General features: G+C 44.1%; 18 protein-coding genes. 7 read left to right on the forward strand and 11 right to left on the reverse strand.

Translation table 11 applies throughout. The features are described 5' to 3' along the window. Nucleotides 1–120 precede the first annotated feature (120 nt). Nucleotides 121–795: a YoaK family protein gene (locus AB4512_RS05210; RefSeq protein WP_372169685.1), complete on the reverse strand. Its 675-nt coding sequence runs from the start codon at nucleotides 793–795 to the stop codon at nucleotides 121–123. 175 nt (nucleotides 796–970) lie between these two features. Continuing rightward, nucleotides 971–1453 carry a GFA family protein gene (locus AB4512_RS05215; RefSeq protein WP_170791798.1) on the reverse strand — a complete coding sequence of 161 codons (483 nt, stop codon included), beginning with the start codon at nucleotides 1451–1453 and terminating at the stop codon, nucleotides 971–973. A 32-nt stretch (nucleotides 1454–1485) separates the two neighbouring features. Here AB4512_RS05215 and AB4512_RS05220 point away from each other — a divergent pair, with 32 nt between their 5' ends. The 3 genes from AB4512_RS05220 (at nucleotide 1486) to AB4512_RS05230 (ending at nucleotide 4150) form a co-directional block, all read left to right on the forward strand. Next, nucleotides 1486–2139 carry a hypothetical protein gene (locus tag AB4512_RS05220; RefSeq protein ID WP_017064322.1) on the forward strand — a complete coding sequence of 218 codons (654 nt, stop codon included), beginning with the start codon at nucleotides 1486–1488 and terminating at the stop codon, nucleotides 2137–2139. A gap of 124 nt (nucleotides 2140–2263) precedes the next feature. Next, nucleotides 2264–2563: an isoamylase early set domain-containing protein gene (locus AB4512_RS05225; protein ID WP_009845720.1), complete on the forward strand. Its 300-nt coding sequence runs from the start codon at nucleotides 2264–2266 to the stop codon at nucleotides 2561–2563. Between the two features lie 276 nt (nucleotides 2564–2839). Continuing rightward, on the forward strand, nucleotides 2840–4150 hold the full coding sequence (locus tag AB4512_RS05230) for a peptidoglycan DD-metalloendopeptidase family protein (protein ID WP_102321345.1): 1311 nt from the start codon (nucleotides 2840–2842) through the stop codon (nucleotides 4148–4150). Nucleotides 4151–4256: 106 nt separating this feature from the next. On the opposite strand, the gene AB4512_RS05235 is transcribed toward AB4512_RS05230, so the two are convergent. Together AB4512_RS05235 and AB4512_RS05240 are read right to left on the reverse strand one after the other, a co-directional pair. Further along, nucleotides 4257–6101 (reverse strand): putative bifunctional diguanylate cyclase/phosphodiesterase, encoded by a 1845-nt coding sequence (locus tag AB4512_RS05235; protein WP_372174562.1) that lies wholly within the window; start codon nucleotides 6099–6101, stop codon nucleotides 4257–4259. 142 nt (nucleotides 6102–6243) lie between these two features. Further along, nucleotides 6244–7140, reverse strand: a complete 897-nt coding sequence (locus AB4512_RS05240; RefSeq protein WP_017068382.1) for a LysR family transcriptional regulator — start codon at nucleotides 7138–7140, stop codon at nucleotides 6244–6246. 108 nt (nucleotides 7141–7248) lie between these two features. On the opposite strand from AB4512_RS05240, the gene AB4512_RS05245 reads away from it, so the two are divergent. The 3 genes from AB4512_RS05245 (at nucleotide 7249) to AB4512_RS05255 (ending at nucleotide 9325) form a co-directional block, all read left to right on the forward strand. Beyond that, the gene (locus tag AB4512_RS05245) at nucleotides 7249–8454 is read left to right on the forward strand and encodes a multidrug effflux MFS transporter (RefSeq protein ID WP_372174564.1); all 1206 of its coding nucleotides are present in this window, start codon (nucleotides 7249–7251) and stop codon (nucleotides 8452–8454) included. Between the two features lie 100 nt (nucleotides 8455–8554). After that, nucleotides 8555–8905 carry a hypothetical protein gene (locus tag AB4512_RS05250; protein ID WP_017057980.1) on the forward strand — a complete coding sequence of 117 codons (351 nt, stop codon included), beginning with the start codon at nucleotides 8555–8557 and terminating at the stop codon, nucleotides 8903–8905. A gap of 285 nt (nucleotides 8906–9190) precedes the next feature. Continuing rightward, nucleotides 9191–9325: a hypothetical protein gene (locus tag AB4512_RS05255; RefSeq protein ID WP_010431176.1), complete on the forward strand. Its 135-nt coding sequence runs from the start codon at nucleotides 9191–9193 to the stop codon at nucleotides 9323–9325. A 153-nt stretch (nucleotides 9326–9478) separates the two neighbouring features. Here AB4512_RS05255 and AB4512_RS05260 read toward each other — a convergent pair whose 3' ends face one another. From AB4512_RS05260 to AB4512_RS05270, 3 genes are all read right to left on the reverse strand, one after another. Next, complete coding sequence (locus tag AB4512_RS05260; protein WP_017062739.1) at nucleotides 9479–10096, reverse strand: glutaredoxin domain-containing protein; 618 nt, start codon at nucleotides 10094–10096, stop codon at nucleotides 9479–9481. A 68-nt stretch (nucleotides 10097–10164) separates the two neighbouring features. Beyond that, nucleotides 10165–11055 (reverse strand): DMT family transporter, encoded by an 891-nt coding sequence (locus tag AB4512_RS05265; RefSeq protein ID WP_065583706.1) that lies wholly within the window; start codon nucleotides 11053–11055, stop codon nucleotides 10165–10167. Between the two features lie 154 nt (nucleotides 11056–11209). Further along, entirely contained in the window at nucleotides 11210–12208 is a 999-nt protein-coding gene (locus AB4512_RS05270; protein WP_372174565.1) for a porin, read from the reverse strand. A gap of 376 nt (nucleotides 12209–12584) precedes the next feature. Here AB4512_RS05270 and AB4512_RS05275 point away from each other — a divergent pair, with 376 nt between their 5' ends. Next, entirely contained in the window at nucleotides 12585–13601 is a 1017-nt protein-coding gene (locus AB4512_RS05275) for a succinylglutamate desuccinylase/aspartoacylase family protein (RefSeq protein ID WP_017071615.1), read from the forward strand. Between the two features lie 314 nt (nucleotides 13602–13915). Here the strand turns inward: AB4512_RS05275 and AB4512_RS05280 are convergent, their stop codons facing one another. The 4 genes from AB4512_RS05280 to AB4512_RS05295 form a co-directional block, all read right to left on the reverse strand. Beyond that, nucleotides 13916–14635 (reverse strand): DsbA family protein, encoded by a 720-nt coding sequence (locus tag AB4512_RS05280; RefSeq protein WP_372174567.1) that lies wholly within the window; start codon nucleotides 14633–14635, stop codon nucleotides 13916–13918. Between the two features lie 127 nt (nucleotides 14636–14762). Next, nucleotides 14763–15332 (reverse strand): protein disulfide oxidoreductase, encoded by a 570-nt coding sequence (locus AB4512_RS05285; protein WP_372174569.1) that lies wholly within the window; start codon nucleotides 15330–15332, stop codon nucleotides 14763–14765. Nucleotides 15333–15335: 3 nt separating this feature from the next. Beyond that, complete coding sequence (locus tag AB4512_RS05290; RefSeq protein ID WP_372082831.1) at nucleotides 15336–17399, reverse strand: protein-disulfide reductase DsbD family protein; 2064 nt, start codon at nucleotides 17397–17399, stop codon at nucleotides 15336–15338. A gap of 921 nt (nucleotides 17400–18320) precedes the next feature. Beyond that, nucleotides 18321–18569, reverse strand: coding sequence for a hypothetical protein (locus AB4512_RS05295; RefSeq protein ID WP_017062732.1), 249 nt, complete (start codon nucleotides 18567–18569; stop codon nucleotides 18321–18323). Nucleotides 18570–18792: the final 223 nt, after the last annotated feature.

Consider the following 18792-nt stretch of genomic DNA (forward strand, 5'->3'; position numbering starts at 1 on the left):
GCTTGCAATACTATTCATCAAATATCGCTAAATATTCATGCTGGTTATTCTGCAACGTATTAAGAGTTTAGAATAAAGTGTTGCGGATGTTACGTAGTTTGAGGTTATATTGCCAGGTATTTATAAATTGACTGGGGTTTCAGTTCGATAGGTCAAGTATAACCAGTAGCTAAACGCAATAATGAAAGCAAAAGAGGCAGGGACAGCCAATGCCAAGATTTCGAAGCGTTGGAACAGACAAGCGCCAATTAAGCCGCCAAACAGGAAGCCAACCACAATGAAAATTAGCAGTTTGGCTTTACGGCGGTCAAAAGGCATCCCCTTTAAGCGAGCGCCAATCATGATCCCAAGATCGGTAATGATCCCGCTCATGTGTGTTGTTCGAATGATTGCCCCGCTGTAAGTGGTTATCATCGCGTTCTGCAAACCACACGCGGCTGAAGCGAAATACTGACCTGAAGTATAGCCTTGCAACAGTGTCCACAGCGCCAAAAACAGCAATCCACCCTCAATACATAGTGCAACACCGTAACGGCGTCCTAACTTCAATGCTTGGTTTTCAATAAAGAACCCGCTGAACGCCGCACCTAACATGAAGCTCATGATCACCAATAGGAGGTGAACAGAAGCCGAGGTCGGTGTAAGCAGGCTACTGCCTAGCAAAGACATGGTGCCGGAGATATGGGAGATAGCTTGATGTTGGAAGCCAAGTAAGCCGATAGCATTAACACTGCCAGCAAGACCAGCTAACAAAAGGGCGCCGTATTCAACCCAGCGAGGTAACTTAGAAATCATGTGGTTCACCCTGGGTTAAATAGAGGAGCAAGATTATAACGCTAGACAAAAGATACGCTAGCGCTGTGAAGCGGTGATATTTGATCTTAGGCAACAGTATTGCAGTTTGTTTTAATACTGTTGCTATATAAAGATAACGGTCAATAACGAGATAAAGATAACGCTCAATGACGAACTAGTTGTAATGGCTCATTTGGTGGTCGAACTTAACCCAACCGTGTTTGCGTTCTTCATAAACCGAAAAGCTCGGCAGTGGGAAGTCTTGCTCTTTAAATAATCCGAGCGGGACGATATAAAAATCAGCGGCGGCAACCGACTGCAAAAGCATGGTGGTGCCACACTTGGGACAAAACTGATAGGTGACTTCATTACCCGTATCGCTGATGCGTGAAAAAGAGGTCACTTCACCGCTGAGTGTAACTTGTTCTATTGGGAACCGAGCCTGAATGCCGAACACACTTCCGGTGCGTTTCTGACACTCATAGCAATGGCAGACAGATGTACGTTGAGGTTCACCTCGGCATACTAGGTTGACTGCTCCACAGCGGCATTCGCAACTTCTGATATTTCTATCTTTAATATGATTGATATCCATCCATGCTCCACTTCTGGTTAACCCTGTATTGATAATTATACTAAAGCCCTTTATGGTCTGCACAACTGGATGAAAACAAAAGAATATAATTGCCCATGAAAAAGAAAATCTTACCTATCCCTCTGATTCTACTGATTCCAATTGTCATGCTGGTTGTGGTGATAGTAGCGGGTATTTATCGCTTTAGCTTAAGTGATGAAGAGATCTTGGCGAAGTTTCCTTCTTCTCAAGTGAGTTATGACCCAGTCGTAGAAACCGTTTTTGATTTGAAGACGACCAATCCATGGACAATTAAAGTTCCTGAGACTAACGCCTACGCTTTTATCAATGAAGTTGATGAGCCTAGAGCCATCGCGTTTGGACGCTATGACTCAGGTGTTGAGCGCGGTGTGGTAACGGTAGACACCAATAATCTTTCAGCCGCCACGTTGGGCAAGGCGAGTTTCTTTGTCGCGCCGATGTGGATATCTAACCAAGGCAGCGGTGTTTTCTATTATCTAGGCCTGTTTAAGCATGACCAGCAACGAAGCCGTGTGGTGTTAGTCGACCAACTTTTACTGGGTGATCGTATACAAATTCAGACATTGGAGGTAGCTCAGCAGCCAGGTTCGCAATCACAGAATAAACTTACTGGGGAAGGTTTTATCGGCTTTACTCAGCATTCTGCGGAACAATCATTTGCAGAACCCCCTTCTGAAAAGGTGTTAATGAGTTTTTCTTTTGATACGCAATCAATTGGTAAGCAATAACGTTTTCGTGAATGTAAGGATCTGTTGTTTATGTGAGCCAAATTACATATTATCTTAGTTAGATGAATGAAATTTAGACACAGTTAGCTTTGTGTCCGCTTATTATTACAAATGGAGCTTGCGAATGATTAATAAACGTTTTTTTAAGACGAAAGATGAAGTTGAAGTGACCTTCGAGCTAGAAGCTCAGGAAGCGAACTCTGTATCCATCGTTGCTGACTTTCTTGATTGGAAAGCCACCCCAATGAAAAAACTGGCCAAAGGGAAGGTTTACAAGTTTAAAACTCGTCTACCTAAAGATGGCGAGTTTCAATTCCGCTACCTAGTTGATGACCAACAATGGGTGAACGATGCGAATGCCGATCGTTACATCCCAAATGAATTTGGTGAAGACAACTGCCTAGTGTCGACGGTAAACGCATAATCTTTTCTTAAAACCAGCGACTAATTCGCTTCGTTTATTAATTATTCGAAACGGAATAACGTCAACCAATAGAAAGCAGAAACTAGCCGTTTCTGCTTTTTTATTTTTAAATTTAGCGGTTAATTTTATTTCTTATCTAGTGGCTCTTCATCTACGGCAACTCAATGACTTAGGCTAAGTTGGGAAGATTCACATCATATTATGACAATGCATTGATGATTTATGCGTTTGAAAAGCATATCCTATGCCTTTATATCGTAGAAAGACCTGTTTACCGTGTATTCAAAAATATTTCCCTCTCCGTTTGCTGAGCTTTCACCTGTAAAAAAAGTAGCTATTTTGGGACTGCCACTTATTGCTGCGATTGGTGTTGCTTTGCAATCGTCACAATCGGATCTGACGAAAACGATCGATCTTGATTTGCCCGACTCAACCGTTATTGAGTCAATTCTGTCACCATCTTCTGTTACCGTTATTGAGCCGCCGACATTTGAGTATCAAATTCAAACGGGCGATAACTTGAGTAGCATCTTCACTCAGCTTGGATTTTCTTACAAATCGATGATGAGCGTGATGGAAACCGATTTAAACTTCCTTGCGTTAGACACGCTTCGCCCAGGTAACACATTGCGTTTTTGGCGTGATGAAGCGACGGGCGACCTTTCCAAAATGGAACTTCAATTTAGTGTTGCAGATAAAGTGGTTTACCGACTGCTTGAAGATGGTACATACGAGTTTGAAGATATCTCTATTCCGGGCGAGTGGAAGCAAAAACCTTTAGTGGGTGATATTCAAGGCAGCTTCTCTATGTCGGCGAACAAGGTTGGCCTGAGCAGTCTTGAGATTGACCATATTGTGACTCTTCTTAAAGATAAGCTGAACTTTAGCCGAGACCTACGTGCTGGCGATCAGTTTGAAGTGCTTCAAAAAGCGCAATATGTTGATGGTGTTGCAACCGGAAAACGTGAAATTGAAGCAATTAAGATCATGAATCGTAACCGCGTTGTGTCAGCATACTTACACACTGACGGACAATATTACGATGCTAATGGCGATAGCTTACAACGTGCTTTCCAACGTTACCCAGTGAGCAGTAGCTGGCGCCAAAGTTCTCAGTTTAACCCTAAGCGCTTACACCCTGTGACTGGCCGCATTTCACCGCACAACGGTACAGATTTCGCGACGCCAGTTGGTACGCCGGTTCAAGCAACGGGTGATGGCAAAGTGATTATGACGCGTAAGCACCCTTATGCGGGTAACTATGTGGTGATTCAACACGGTAGCACTTATAAAACGCGCTACTTGCACTTAAGCAAGATCCTTGTTCGTAAAGGACAAACGGTATCTCGTGGTCAACGTATTGGCCTATCGGGTAAAACGGGTCGAGTGACAGGTGCTCACTTGCACTATGAACTGATCGAACGTGGTCGCCCTGTTGATGCGATGAAAGCGAATATCCCAATGGCCGATTCTGTGCCTAAAAAGGAAAAAGCGACATTCACAGCCGCGAGAGATGAAGCCGACAAGCTATTGAAGGCAGCGTTAGAAACGCGCAATCTAGCAATGGTTAATAATGCTAGTAAGTAGCTAGCCATTAAACTGTTTTAAAGCCGCAAGAGCATCACAAAGCACAGTCAGTGTTAAGTGATGCTCTTGCGGCTTTTTAGTTCTCAATAGAAGGTTCGGTAAGGGTTTAAACTAAAGGCTCTGAGTGCGCGACATAGCTAACGATAGCTTCAGGTCGCATTGGAGGTGAGTAGAGGTAACCTTGGATCTTGTCACATCCCATCGCGTGCAGCTTTTCTAATTGCTCACGCTTCTCAACACCTTCCGCAACCAAAAATACATCGAGTCTATGGGCCAGTTGAACAATCAGCCATACTACGCTCTCTGAGGTCGAACTAGTTAACAAATCTCGAATAAAGGTCGCATCAATTTTAATGCAATCGATAGGGTAGCTGTGGATGTAGTTCAAACTGGAGTAGCCTGTACCAAAGTCGTCGAGTGCAATCGTGAAGCCTTGCCCTCTCAAAAAGTTAAGCGCGGATTTTGTCTCTTGTGTTGGCGATAACAGAACGGTTTCGGTTAACTCGATAACAAACTCATTCGCCTTAAAATGGTGCTGTTCAATGGTTCGAGTCAGGTAGGATATATAACGTTTCGAATCAGTAAGCTCGTGCGCAGAGCAGTTGATTCCAAGTTTAACCTTGTAGCCCAAGCCTTGCTCTAGTGTGGTTTTAGCGCGGCACACCAATTCAATAATGCGTTCACCTAATTCGACAATCAGCCCTGACTCTTCTGCCACTTGAATAAACTCTACGGGTGAGATGTCTCCATGTCTGGCGGTTTTCCAGCGAGTCAGTACCTCGAAATATTCCCATTGCGTTTCACCTTGACCCACAATCGGCTGTACCACTACGTACATTCCATTGCTGTCGGGGATATAGCTTTGTGAAATTGGGTTTTCCAGCTCACTTCGTAGCGCTACGACTAGCTCGGTTTTTCTTTGGTAACGAACTCTTAAGTGAGTGTCATAACATTGAATATGAGTATCTTGGCTGTGTTTACACTCTTTAAGCGCCAAGCTGGTATTGAAGATGATTTGCTCAACGTCTTTGTTGTCTCCATCCGAACTGGCAATACCGATGCTGACGTCGAAATCTATCTTGATATCAACGCTACTGTAGCCCTGCTTAATTTTGGCCAGTATTTGTTCGCACACGGCTATCGGATCAGAATGGTAGGTGATGAAGGCGAACTCGTTGCCTGCAGTCCGGAAAGTCAGGTTGCTCTCGGGTAAGGTTCTCCGCAATGTTTCTGCGACAAATTGGAGGACTTTATCGCCAATATAATTGCCGTGCATGTCATTGATGGCTTTGAAGCTATTGATATCGAGTAAAGCCAATGTAAATGGAGTGACGCTCTGTTGAGTAATCGACTCTAAGGTATCTGATAAACAGCTTCGGTTGAGTAACCCGGTTAGGCTGTCGTGTGACACCTCATAACTAAGCTGATTTACAAGTTGTTCGGAACGATCGTTAAACCACATTTCACGCAAGGTGTGGATGATGATGTCGGCGAACAATTGATGGTGCTTTACCACGTCTTGTTGCTGATCAGGGCTAAGAGGCGAGGTGAACGTTGAAAACAGCACGCCCATCACTTCGCCACTTTGAGTTTGAGTCGGGATCGCGATGGAGTTTTGTGAGGTGATTTCCTGCCTAAATGCCGATGTTGGCAATGACTGGACGATGTACTGAGAAAATGAGCAATCTGGGTGTCTTTGATTGAAGGCTTGTTGGTAGATGTGACCATGGCGCGCATTGATTTTGTCATGTAATACATGATCAGAATGGGCGATCACCAAAGGAACGGTTTGGTCAGGGAAGTACTTCTTCTCAATGATGCTAGTGTATTGAGTATCAAAGGTCTGATGTAAAGTAAGCACAGCTGACTCTAAAAGGTCGATACCTTCCAATTTCAGCAAACGGCCAATGCGCTCTGTGTCTATCATGCTATTGTGCGTATGTTGAGTCATAGCCACCACCCCTAGTTAACCAGATTCACTGTGTAAGCGGTATACGTATTATCTTGTATATGTGCGAACTTGTATAATCTATATGCGTCAAGTTTATTATTGACCGTGTTGTATAACTTTTCAAATTAAAATGTGACTTATTTCACAGAGCTTGCGTGCTACGCTCTTTGTCTAGCCTGTCTTTCAGATGGTCCAAAAAGAGCTTGGTTCGCGTGTGCGAGTAATCAAGCTTAGGGTAGTACGCGTAAACCATCACTTCGTCGGCGGTAATATTTGGCAATACTGGAACTAATGTCCCTTGCTTTAGATCCTCTTTGATCATCGCTTTGATGGTTAACAGTACGCCCATTCCTCGCTTCGCAGCATGAAACAAAGCCTCTGGATTGGTGGTCGCAAAGTTACCGTTTAACGTTATTCGCTGCCCTTTGGTGAGTGCTACTTCACGGGTCGGACGCTCTCCCCAAATTAACGAATTGTGTTGCTCCAAATCTTGCTCGCAAGTGGGGTAGCCGTGTTTGGCAAGATAGCTTGGTGCTGCATAGAAGCTGGCTCTGTGTTCAAACAGCGGTGTTTTCTTGAAGCTTAATGAGTTGAGTTGTTCTAGTTCACGACTGATTACCAAGTCCAAGCCAAGCTCGGGTAATTGACCGGGCGTAGTGGTGATGAGTTGTACCTTAATATCAGGGTACTTTTCTAAGAAGTCGTCCATGTATTGCACCAGAAACTTAGAGCCAACCGCAATCGTAGCGCCAATCTTTAATAGGCCTGCTGGGGTTTGGTTAACCGAGCGAGTCTCATCAATAATGGACTGCCAATTGTCGAGCTGATCCTTGGCTCGCAGGTAAAAGAGCGCACCTGCTTCGGTTTGGCTAATTGATCGCGTGGTGCGCTTTAACAGTTGGGTGCCGATGCGCTCTTCTAGCCAGTTCACTCTTTTGCTGATCGCCGAGCTGGTGGTGTTAAGTTTTCGAGCAGCACCATTGAAGCTACCTTCTTCCACTACTCTGACATAGCTTTTTACGTTAAGAATCCAATCCATATTATTTCCTGTTGGGACTTAATAAAATTCCAATTTAGCTAATTATCAATTATTGGTTTTGAATGTAAACTCATCTAATGAACAAATATCAAACGAATAGGGAATTTTTTGAGCGAATCGACCTTTAAAAAAACACCGTTACTCTTAGCAATGATGATTATTGCTACGGGGCAGGTGGGTGTGAGCATCTACTTGCCAGCATTACCGTTAATTGCTTCTGATTTAAGTGCTACTCAAGTAGATGTACAGCTTCTCGTCACGCTGTTTCTGGTGGGTTTTGGCTTGTCTCAGCTATTTTACGGACCGATGTCCGATGCGGTGGGAAGAAGACCTATCTTCTTGTTAGGTCAGGGTGTTTATTTGATTGGTACAGTCGTTTGTGTTGTGTTTTCTGACAATATGACGGCGCTAGAAGTTGGTCGCTTGCTGCAAGGTTTAGGGGCGGGCAGTGCCTCGGTTCTTGGGCGAAGTGTGCTTCGTGACAGCTATGATGGTTCACAGCTTACCAAAGCGTTGTCTTATATCTCGATCACCGCGTCGATTATGCCGATCATTGCGCCGGTATTCGGTGGTTGGATTTCATTTCACCTCGGTTGGCAGGCGGTGTTCCTGTTCGTTTTATTGTATCTACTAGCGATATTCACACTGGGTTACTTTGTTCTGCATGAAACTTTGCCATACGGAAAGAGCCGCTTTGATGCGTGCCAAGTGGTGAAGAACTACGGACGCTTGTTAACGAATCGCCAAGTGATAAGCAGCGCCAGTTATAACTGGATGAGTTATATGGCGAGTTTGGTATCGCTATCGTTGTTTCCATTCTTAATGCAAGAGCAATTGGGGCTGACCGCCGCTGAATATGGTTCATTGATGATTGTCCCTTCGGCAGGCTTACTGATCGGTAGCGTGGCTTTGAACTTGCTCAATCGTAGGTTTAGCACTCCGCAATTGATGAGCCTTGCGATTTTGATTATTTTGGCTTCGGGAACTTGGCTTCTTACTCATGAGTTATCCATCTTTAACTTGGTTTGGGCGTTTACTTGGTTGGCGATAGCACAAGGCATTTCGTTCCCATTATCAATCAGCATGTTATTAGAACCTCATAAGAAGCAAGCGGGCGCAGTATCGGCATTGTCGGGCTCTATTCAGATGTGTTTAGCGGGTTTATTGGGTGGGTATCTAGTAGAGAGTTGGGTCACGACTCATCTACAGTTAGGCGTGTTCTACCTCATTATTGGCGCAGCCATGGGCGGAGTGCTTTGGTCTTCAACCAAAATGAACAACAAAGGCGATACTGTTGAAGTGGAATATAGCTAAACACTAAATTCACTATCGTTTAACGCACCATCGTTAATACGTTGTATTTGTGCTGATGGTTTTCTACAATGCTTCGGTCCATTGAATAGGTAAAAACAAAATGCAGCAAAATGAATTTGAAGTACTGGTAAAAGCTATCTGCGCACTAGATGGCCTGCCTCAAGCGCTTGAGCTATTGAAATCCAATGAGGATACAGAAGTCGCTGAGGCTGCTGCATCACTGACTGGTCAATTTGCACTTGCTGAAGTGGAAGGCGAAAAGCGTATTTACCACGTGACGCTTCAAGAAAATGAACAAGGCGAAGAGCAAGAGTACATCGAACATGTTATGAATGAAGGCGATGACTTAATCAAATTTGCAGCTTGGTTCTTTGAAACGATGTTTGAATTGAAGCAAAAAGACACATACCAAATTGCCGGTAAAACTTACAGACAGCCAAAGCGCAGCTAGGTTTCTCAGTAAAGCATTTTAGAAAGCAGCTCTATTGAGCTGCTTTTTTTATCAGTGTCTAAATCAATGTCTTGGGTTGTTATTAGGAATGGAGCATTAAGCTCAAACCAGAATTTAGGTTAACTCATTGATATACAAAAACAATGCTGATTAGCACAGAGACAAAATTAGGCTAATTGCAAATGAATGCTTAATATTGCATTAAAGTGTGATTTAGATCTTGTTTTTGGGCGTTTTAAGTGTAGAATCCGCGCTAAAGAAAGTTGATTATGTGCGGAGATAAGCATGAATTACGAACTAGGCCACGCATACCTTGGTCAAATGGCAGCAAAAAACATGATGCACGAAGCATTGTACGGCACTTCAAAGCCAAAGAAACCATCGTTCTTTAAGCGAATGATGAAGAAAATGGCTAAATAAGCATTTTCAAAAACGGAATTTTAAAAGGCCTTAAACTCGATGAAGTTTAAGGCCTTTTTCGTTTTAGCGATTGGTGAAAGTTATCGCTTTGTTTTGTTGTGGATGGACACAAAAAATACCAATTAAGCTTCTGACTAATGGCTTTTAATGAACTCAGCCAGCAGATTGATTGGATAAGTCGACCACATTATTAGGGATGCTATCTAAGCCATTCTCTTTCATCCACGCTTCTAAGTTATCGGCACCACCGATGTACTTACCATCAAGCCAGATCTGCGGGACGGTGACCGGTGTTTTCTCACCAATGTGTGCTTTTACCTCTGGAATCATACGGTACAAAGCGGCGCTGTCTTTTACGACATCGTGGTATTGGTATTCAACACCCGCTTCATCCAGCATTTTCTTCGCTTTAACACAGAATGGGCAGGTCGCCTTACCATAAACGATGTTGCCTTTTAGGCTGTCTCGTTTGGTCCACTCTTTGATCACCGATTGGATTAACACACCGCGATTCAGCGCTTCACCTTGGCTGACCACTTTGCCTTCAACAACAAGGATTGGAGCATGCCAAGAGCCTAGTTTTAGCGGCTCCCACCAGTGAGACAACCAATCTTTCACTTCCAGTTCGACATCGACATCGGCCAATTCATTCTCAAAAGTATCCTTCAGAATGTCTTTGGTAAGGGTACATTCCCCACATGGGATATTAACTTTAAATGGACCCCAGCTGCCTGCCCAACGGTATAGTGTAATCTTGACTGGTTTCTTCATGGTTACGGCCTCGTTTGAATTCTCTTATCCATATAGAACGGACAGTCGAACTATTTATTTCACCAACCTTAAACTTTCTTCACTTTCGAAGGTTTTTTGGTTTCCCAGTGCGTTATAAATGCAACTGACGCAATAATAATAGCAGCACCTAGCCATAAACGACCCGGTGGAACCCAACTAAACACAATCCAACCTGCTAAAACATTTAGCGGTAATTTGGCGTGGTCAAAAGGTTGCACAAACGAAGCATCAGCGACTGAGTAGGCTTTTACAATCGCCCATTGAGCGAGTGCCGTCATAACACCGATAACAATCAAGATAGCCCAAATTGTACCGCCGCTTGGCGTCTGCCAATCTGGCGCAGCAAGCAGGATGTTAAATGGTGTGATTAATAGTAGAAGATAGACCACCATGGTTGAAGGACTGTCTTGCGAAGAGAGTTTTTTCACCATCAGTGAGTAGCATGCCCAGAAGAAAGCGGCACCGACTGGTAATAACGTTGCCCAGTTAAAATCTTCAGCCCACGGCTCTAGAATCACCATCGCACCCACGAAGCCTGCTAAGGTCGCGCCCCAGCGAGCAGCCCCAACTTTCTCTTTTAAGAAAAGCCCTGAACCAATGGTTGCAAACAATGGCGATGTCATGAGAAGGGCAATGCCTTGCCAAATTGGTACTGGGTAAGCCAGTGCCCATATCCAAAGTTGAATACCAATAACAGACAAGAAGACACGGAATACGTGTAGCTTGAGATTATCAGTTTTTAGTGCGCGGCGAATTCCCAATGTTTTTAGGTAAGGAAGGATGGCGAACAATGCGATTGAATACTGAATGACGGCAACGGTGGTAGAAGTAAGTCCGAAATGAATGCTAGCAATTTGAGTTAGGCTGTTGATCAAAGCAAAGGCTAAACCTGCGGTTAGCATCCAGCTAGCGCCTTGGATCGGATGGTGTTGTGACATGATGCTTCTAATTATTTGATGTGGTTCACCTATGATACGGATTTAACACCACTTAACCAGAAAAAGCATTGATGAAGTTAGTCAGAATATTTGAATATGAAAAAGGTTGAGCCATTGCCCAACCTTTTTGGTCTTCATCTAAAGTAGCTTTAGATTAGAAGTCGTAACGTACACCTAGGCGAAGAGAGTCTTCACTTTGTGTTTCTAAACCTGCAACTTTTACGTCGTCTAGATTGTTTAATTGGTAAGCAACGTATGTACGGATAGATTTGTTGAACTTGTAGGTACCAGTCAGCTCAAAGAAGTCAGCTGTATCTACAGTTAAGTTCTGTGTCGCGTCTTTTTCTTGTTTTTGGTACAAACCTGCCAGTTCAAATTGGTCTGTTAGCTTGTATTTAGCAGCAACTTCCACACCAGAGAACTCAGTTTTTGCTTTGTCGTCTAGGTCACCCATTGTGTAGGTTGCACCTAGGTATAAAGCATCCATTTTGTAGTTAATACCAGCAATCAATGCTGTAGCTGAACCATTACCAGTACCGTTGTCGTTACCTGAGTAACCAAGACCGAAACCTAAGCCCATCGGTAGTGTGTAAATGCCAGAGATACCGTAACCGTCAGTATCTTTGTCTTCACCAGCAATCAAACTTGCTTTAAGAGAAAGTGCGTCTGCGTCGTAAGCGTATACAAACGTGTTATTGATTTGCTCGTCACCTGCATTGATGAATGCTTTTTGGTCACCAGAGTAGATAGTAACATCCGACATTTCTGAGATTTGAGCTGCAGCTGTATCTTGACGACCTACTGATACTGTGCCGAAGTTACCTTCAAAACCTGCATACATGTAACGTTGCTTAAAGTTTTCAGTCTTACTGTTATCAGCAGAAGATTTCACGCTTTGTTCTGCTTCGTAGAAACCAAAACCAGATAGGTCGCTAGTGATTTCTGTAGTACCACCCACATTCAAACGAACACGGCTTTTGTTTTTCATCGTACCGTCGATTTCAGCACCACCTGAACCAATGAAATCACCACGGAATTCCGCACGACCGCCAATTTTAAGTTCTGTGCCATCAGAGCTGTAAACTGTTGCTGCTAGAGATGAACCTGAAACTAGTGCCGCTACCACTGCAGAAGCTAGAACTGCCTTTTTCATAATCACTTACCTTGTATTTTAAAATCCGTGAGCAATGTGCTCTCCGTTTCGATATGAAGCTAATTTAGAGCAGATAAATTAAGCTTTCATTTCCATAAAATTACATTTTCGTGAATGGGGAGCTTTTTTAAGTGTTGATTTTATTGCACTTTTATTTCATGCGACTGAGTGTTCTATGAATAGTTATACAAGTTGCGTGTATTTCAAAGGTCACATTAGCAAGTTTTACCTTGGAATCACGTATGTCGATGGTGGTGAATTTTGGCTGCGCTGAGAGCTTGTTAATCTGATTAACTGCTTGTACTGGTAAGGATATCCTCTATGATGCAAAAACTTAGAAGAGAATAGATTCTGCTCAACAATATGGAGACGTTGGATGAAAACAGAGTACTTAGGCGATGTTTTACAAGGTAGGCAGGTTATTGGCTCCTTGAATGTTGAAGACCTACCCGTTGGAGAGCACCAGTTTTGGTTTCAAGTCACCAGTGATGGGCTAGGGCAACCTAAGAACATGCCGGTTTCTGTTTTCAAAGGCAGTCAAGAAGGTCCTAGTTTGATGATCACCGCCGGTATTCACGGTGATGAGCTAAACGGAGTGTTGGCTGCACAGCAAATTATCAGGGACTTAGTCGGTAAAACGCTCAAAGGCACGGTAACGATTGTACCTACTGTGAATCTGTCTGGCTTGCTGAACCATAGCCGTGATTTCATCTCTTCGGATCCGGGTTCTTGCCCTGCTAATCTTAATCGACTCTTTCCGGGTGACGCGAATGGCTTGGCTGCGGAGCGCTTTGTTGCGTCTTTGTGGGAGCGTTTGCTTAAGCATAATGCCACCTTCGCCGTTGACCTCCACACTCAAACTCGTGGCGCAGTTTATCCACTTTATGTGTTTGCTGATTACCGCATAGAACAATGTTTGGAGATGGCGAGGCTGATGCAGCCCGATTGTGTTCTGAATGACCCTGGTGACCCAGGTATTTTGGAAACGGTTTGGAATCGAAGTGGAATTCCGAGCATCACGGTGGAAGTTGGGATGGGGAAATTTACTCAGCCTGACATGATTCAACGAGCGGTAGACGGTGTTTTTAACATGCTGTCTTATTATGAAATGTTCGAGGTTGAAATAAATCATCCCGAGAAAATGCAGCTGCCGAGTATGGATTGGATAGAGGGTAATGATGTGGTTTCTATCCGCGCTGATATTGGTGGTTTCGTATTGCCGCAGGTTGAGCTTCTGCAGAGCGTAGAACAAGATGATCTGTTGGCTATTCAATATGACGCTTTTGGTAATGAGTGTCGCCGTTATCACGCGCCGTCTGCCGGACGTGTCCTTAGCTATAACGTGGATGCGTTAAGGGAGCCGGGTGCGCTTGTTTGTCGTTTGCTAAGTTAAGGCTCAGTCGGTTTGACGTTTCCGTGTTAATGCACTGTGTTGTTATCTAAAACACGTAAAAAAAGACCGAGCTAGGCTCGGTCAAAGGACAGTTGTCTAGAGTAAGCACGTCTTGGACTCATCGAGAGAACTGCTTTTAGAGTAGCGAGGCTAGATTAAGAATCCATTGCAAGATAGTGACACTTCGACTGCTTTTCTATTTCAAAAATAATATTGAAAACATAATCTTAAACTCATCAAAAACCCGACTGCGAGTTACGCGAGTCGGCTTTTTATTACTTCTCTTTTGAATCTTTATCTCTATCTACACTCGATTAAAAAGCGTTATCCACGACCTCTTTTAATCGGTCGTAAGGCACATATCCTGGTAAAACATTTCCGTTCATCATCATGGTTGGAGTGCCCGTTAAGCCGAGTGCACCGAACGTTTGATGGTTAGTGGTTAGAACCTGGTTTTGTTCTTGAGTTGTTTTTAGTTCCGCCTCTGTTCCCGTCTTCTTGGCAACGGCTTCTAGTGAGCTTTTCGAGTGAATACCGCTTTTCGCCATCAGCAATCTATCAACTTCAGGGAATGCTTCTGGGTTATCTTTCCATACTTTCATCGCGTATAGCGCCGCGTTGGTGTCTAGCCCCGAAACCTGTTGCTGCTTAAACGATAAGTACACGTTGATCACTTTAATGTCGCTGTTTTCAGAGGCTAATTGAACCAAGCCTTTTTCCAAGCGCTTACAGTAAGGGCAGTTATAGTCGGTAAAGTTAATGATGACCGATTTGCCATCCGGATTGCCCGTGATTGGGTGGGCGTCATTGTTGTATAACCAATCATGGCTTTCCGCTTGGGCTTTTTTCGTTTGCTCTTGACCTGCTACGTACTGCTCTAAACTGGTATGCAAACCAGAGATCGTAGAAGGGTTCTCTTTCAGAAATTGGTTAATCTCTTCAAGTTGCTGGGTTTGTTCTGTGCTTAACTCAGCGAAGGCAGTGGTGCTCATTAGTGAGCCTAAAATCAGTGTACTAATCAGATGCTTTTTCATGCTATTTATTCTCTAATTCTTGATAATCGTGAGCGCTCATTGGGTCGCGCTCACGGAAATCCTGTTCGTTAAACGGGCTAAATCGAGTTGTTCACCTTGCTTTGCTCTGTTTTTCTTTGTAAGCGAGTTAGGCAAAGTAGGTTCTCAACCAAAGCCCTATCGGGGAAGTAATGCCTGTTGCGATACTGCTAATTTTTCCATCTTTGATGATGACGATGCTTGGAGTGACACTAACGCCCCAACTTCTGCTGATTGACCCAGAAAGATCATTGATAACAGGGAAGTCATACTCTTTTGCATCCAAGTAGCGCTGGACACGTTCGTCTGGACCAGACGATAGAGCGACCGAAACCACCTGATGGGAATCACTGAAGCTATTAACCGTCGGGCTTACAAATTTGCAGGCACCACACCAAGTCGCCCAAAAATAGACAATGACTGGCTTACCATTTTTGCTTAGCTCGATAACATCAATATCTTCGCCTTGGAGCGATTGACCCACAATTGGAATCGCATCGCCCTGAGGCATGCTTCTGCTGTGATAAAAGTCCATGGCAAATGAAACCACGCCAACGATCAATATCATTGAAACCAGTTCCTTTCCCCACTTCTTAAGACGACTTGGCTTTTTGGCCTCACCCTTTACAGCGTCGTCTTCAATCGTGCTAGATTTATCTTCATTGTTGGGAGTCTTCATCAGTTATCTCGCAGCGTCGATGGCTTGAACGACAGTGTCACTGTTGAGAATGACAGGCAGTGGAATACCGCTTTTATAGCTCGGGCCGTAGACGATATTAAATGGCACACCAAATCGCCCATTACTTTGTAAGTATTGAGTGACACTTTCACTTGGTGTTGTCCAATCACCTTTCATCAAAACAATGTCTTCTTGCTGTAGGTGACTGTAGACAGGGTCTTGAAGGATGACGCCGATCTTGTTGGCTTTACAAGTGATACACCAATCAGCAGTCACATCAACAAACACCGTTTTGCCTTCATCAACGAGCTGAGGGATTTGCTTCGCATCCAGCTTTTGCCAAGCGAGATCGTCAACAATCGGAGTCGCCCAGTTATCAGCGGTGACACTACCGACGATCAATGCAGCACCAAACACCAAGGTTGTGGTTGCGACGATAGGAATAAGCACCTTGCGACCCAACTTACGGCCAATCCAAATCAATACTGAAATCACGATAAATAGCGACAGCAGGATAGTTGGGAATTTACCAATGAATGGGCTAAGGAGGCTTGTTAGCCATAGGCTGGTAATGAACATCATTAAGCCAAATACCAGCTTAACTTTGAACATCCACGCCCCAGGCTTTGGAAGCAATTTGGTTAGGCTTGGGAATAGCGCAAAGATCAACCAAGGCGCACTCATACCGATACCAAGCGTGATGAAGATAGCCCATAACTCTTGGTAGCTTGCTCCAAGTGCATACGCGACAGCGGTTCCTAGGAATGGCGCGCTACACGGCGTTGCTAACAGCGTTGCAAACATGCCTTGAACAAAGTGGCCTGAATGTGAGTCATCGCCTTTGGTTGCCATCCAGGTGTTTAAACCTGATGGTAGTCTGAATTCGAATAACCCAAGCAGGTTAATCGAAAACAGCAAAGTGATGATCAGCATGAACCCGATGAACCAAACATTTTGGAACTGGATTCCCCAGCCAATTGCATTACCACCCATTTTTAGAGCGGTCATACCTAGGGCTAACAGCGCAAATGATGTAATGACACCTGAAGCAGAAGCTAAGAATGAGAGTCGAATATGACGATTAGATGCACCTTGGTTTTGAATGATGCTGTTTAATTTCATTCCTAAGACTGGCAACACACATGGCATGATGTTGAGGATCAAACCACCAATTAAAGCGAAGCCTATCATCGCCAAAAAGCCGTTGTTGCTTGTTTGGTAAGCGATCGGTTCTGAGCCAACTTTGGCCGTCATCTCTTCGGCGAAATTAGTGTCTGAAACGGTGACACTCACGTTACGGTCCGTTAAGTCGACTTCACCTATCCAGTTGCTCACATCAAATACGGCCGTCATTGTATTGTCTGTGATGTAGACGCTTGGTTGAGAGAAGAAGTCATCAATCACTTCTTGCCCGTCAATCAACACCATCGGCTTATCCCAGCCATTTTTACTTGTCAGCTGAGTAACCAGTTGCTGCTTGCTCTTGTCCCAAAATAGACCATTGACTGAAGTGCGATTAGCTTCTCGTGGAGATTGGCTCATGCCTTGGTTGAACAAGAACATCGCTTCTTCATCGAGCGCTAAAGTTTGTGGGTCAATCGGCAGTTCGATATCGTAATCGGTTAACACACAGATATTGGTACACGACGGAAAGGTAAACGATGCCCTGAATATCGCAGGCTTCGTGTTGTCTTTCAGGGATAAAGTGACAGGAAAGCTGACATGTTTTTTGTAGCCTAACGTCATGACGTCAAGCTGCTCGTAGTATTTAGGTATCGGCCAGTGCCACTCTACTGACTCAATGTTTGTTGAACCAGACCAGTCCCAGCTTGGCGGAATGCCACCTTCGCCTGGGCTGCGCCAATAGGTTTTCCAGTCGCCGTCGAGCACGACATCGAGCACGGTTTGGATCTTAGAGCCGTCATCCGACTGTTCACCCGTCGACATCATTCGCATTTTAACAGGCGGATGCTCAGGCACACTAAGCCAGCCCGTTGTCTGTGCCAAGGCGGTAAATGACGTCATAACCAAAAGGGCAGTGACTAAGGTTTTCGCGCATGTACGCATAGAGAATGCCAATGAATCGACAAACTTAGTTAGTAGTGTGTTGTACACAAATGTATCTCCAAAAAATAAATAAAAGGGTGTAGTAGCCCGGTTATTTACTCTCTAAATATACAGTGCTTTAGATGCAATCGGTGTTTTGTCGGTCGAGTAGAGCGATGATTGTCTCTAGATAATCTCGAGATGTGAGGAGGTAAGTTAAACGCAACAGCAATAATAAGTACGAATGGGATCAGCCAGCCGGTTTTTGGGGCGGCAAAGGTCAGCATTTTCGAACTTAGGCTGCATGAATTTGAATTGGGGGACGTTAACATTTTTGAGGCTTCTAAGCCGAAAACGCTGGCGTATAGAGCAGCCATTTTTTCTGAAGAAGCGATGTTGGTTTGGGGATTACTGGTTTCTGTATGAGTTTGTGTGCCAACTAGGACTGATTGGCCATTAGCGGATGCAGATAACGATACTTTCTTGACGGCCAGAGTGCTCGCCAGACAAGTTACGATAACCAGTCCGGTAAGGAAGAGCGCCCAAAGCGAATGCTTTTGTCGGCGGTTCTGTGTGGATAAGAAAAGTAGCGATGTGTTCAGCAAATTAGTCAGTAATCAAATCTGTTAGTCGTTAAAGCAAGCTCATTGAATTGTGGTTAGCTTAGATAAGTTCTCTTCGTGCCACAAGTCATAAAATGGTTAAAGTGAAACTATGTATAAATGCGGGAAACGGCAGATACACGATAAAAGACGCATAAACACCAATTCACGCGAATACGACATTGAGCTGTAGCTAAAGTTCACAACAACTGAAAGTTATCGCTAATTATTCTGTATTGAGTGGTTTATTAACTATCAGGACGGGACAGGCGATACAAAAAAGCCCAACAGATCGTCGTTGAACGTGTTGGGCTTTAATCATTGGTGCTATTGGAAAGGCTTAGTGAGTGCGGCGAGGGCCGTTACGTACCAAGTCTTTACCGTTATCAAACACTTCTTTGGTGATCCAGCGAGCAAGCAGAACTTTGTGGCTGCTGTTGAATACAGCAACGAAGTGACGACCATCTGAATTATTGGTTGCCATGCCTACACCTTCAACGCCTTCAAGGCCTAAACCGCCAGCTTCCACTGAAATTAGGAATTGCTCTAGTTCTTCTAGAGACTCAATAATATCAAGTTCGTTGTTCATTTTTATGCTCTCTTGCTGTGAGCCAACATCGTATTTAGGGCGCTTTAGTGCATGTGCTCGAATGAAGATATTGGCTGTTGTTCTTTGTTGGATGCGTACTCTACAGGTCATAAGAGGGGATTGGAACTCTCAAATATTAGAAGCAGGCTGATAATTTGCGAATTTTTAACATAACATACGTTTAAATGCTTGTTATCCATATTCTTTTTACTACTATTTATAG

It is taken from the genome of Vibrio sp. 10N.222.52.B7, assembly GCF_041474275.1.
Taxonomy (GTDB): domain Bacteria; phylum Pseudomonadota; class Gammaproteobacteria; order Enterobacterales; family Vibrionaceae; genus Vibrio; species Vibrio crassostreae_C.

What these genes read in the sequence shown, in the direction of transcription:
- AB4512_RS05210 (WP_372169685.1), bottom strand. Translation starts at nt 795, where the DNA reads ATGATTTCTAAGTTACCTCGCTGGGTTGAATACGGCGCCCTTTTGTTA.
- AB4512_RS05220 (WP_017064322.1), top strand. Translation starts at nt 1,486, where the DNA reads ATGAAAAAGAAAATCTTACCTATCCCTCTGATTCTACTGATTCCAATT.
- AB4512_RS05225 (WP_009845720.1), top strand. Translation starts at nt 2,264, where the DNA reads ATGATTAATAAACGTTTTTTTAAGACGAAAGATGAAGTTGAAGTGACC.
- AB4512_RS05235 (WP_372174562.1), bottom strand. Translation starts at nt 6,101, where the DNA reads ATGACTCAACATACGCACAATAGCATGATAGACACAGAGCGCATTGGC.
- AB4512_RS05240 (WP_017068382.1), bottom strand. Translation starts at nt 7,140, where the DNA reads ATGGATTGGATTCTTAACGTAAAAAGCTATGTCAGAGTAGTGGAAGAA.
- AB4512_RS05250 (WP_017057980.1), top strand. Translation starts at nt 8,555, where the DNA reads ATGCAGCAAAATGAATTTGAAGTACTGGTAAAAGCTATCTGCGCACTA.
- AB4512_RS05255 (WP_010431176.1), top strand. Translation starts at nt 9,191, where the DNA reads ATGAATTACGAACTAGGCCACGCATACCTTGGTCAAATGGCAGCAAAA.
- AB4512_RS05260 (WP_017062739.1), bottom strand. Translation starts at nt 10,096, where the DNA reads ATGAAGAAACCAGTCAAGATTACACTATACCGTTGGGCAGGCAGCTGG.
- AB4512_RS05265 (WP_065583706.1), bottom strand. Translation starts at nt 11,055, where the DNA reads ATGTCACAACACCATCCGATCCAAGGCGCTAGCTGGATGCTAACCGCA.
- AB4512_RS05270 (WP_372174565.1), bottom strand. Translation starts at nt 12,208, where the DNA reads ATGAAAAAGGCAGTTCTAGCTTCTGCAGTGGTAGCGGCACTAGTTTCA.
- AB4512_RS05275 (WP_017071615.1), top strand. Translation starts at nt 12,585, where the DNA reads ATGAAAACAGAGTACTTAGGCGATGTTTTACAAGGTAGGCAGGTTATT.
- AB4512_RS05280 (WP_372174567.1), bottom strand. Translation starts at nt 14,635, where the DNA reads ATGAAAAAGCATCTGATTAGTACACTGATTTTAGGCTCACTAATGAGC.
- AB4512_RS05285 (WP_372174569.1), bottom strand. Translation starts at nt 15,332, where the DNA reads ATGAAGACTCCCAACAATGAAGATAAATCTAGCACGATTGAAGACGAC.
- AB4512_RS05290 (WP_372082831.1), bottom strand. Translation starts at nt 17,399, where the DNA reads ATGCGTACATGCGCGAAAACCTTAGTCACTGCCCTTTTGGTTATGACG.
- AB4512_RS05295 (WP_017062732.1), bottom strand. Translation starts at nt 18,569, where the DNA reads ATGAACAACGAACTTGATATTATTGAGTCTCTAGAAGAACTAGAGCAA.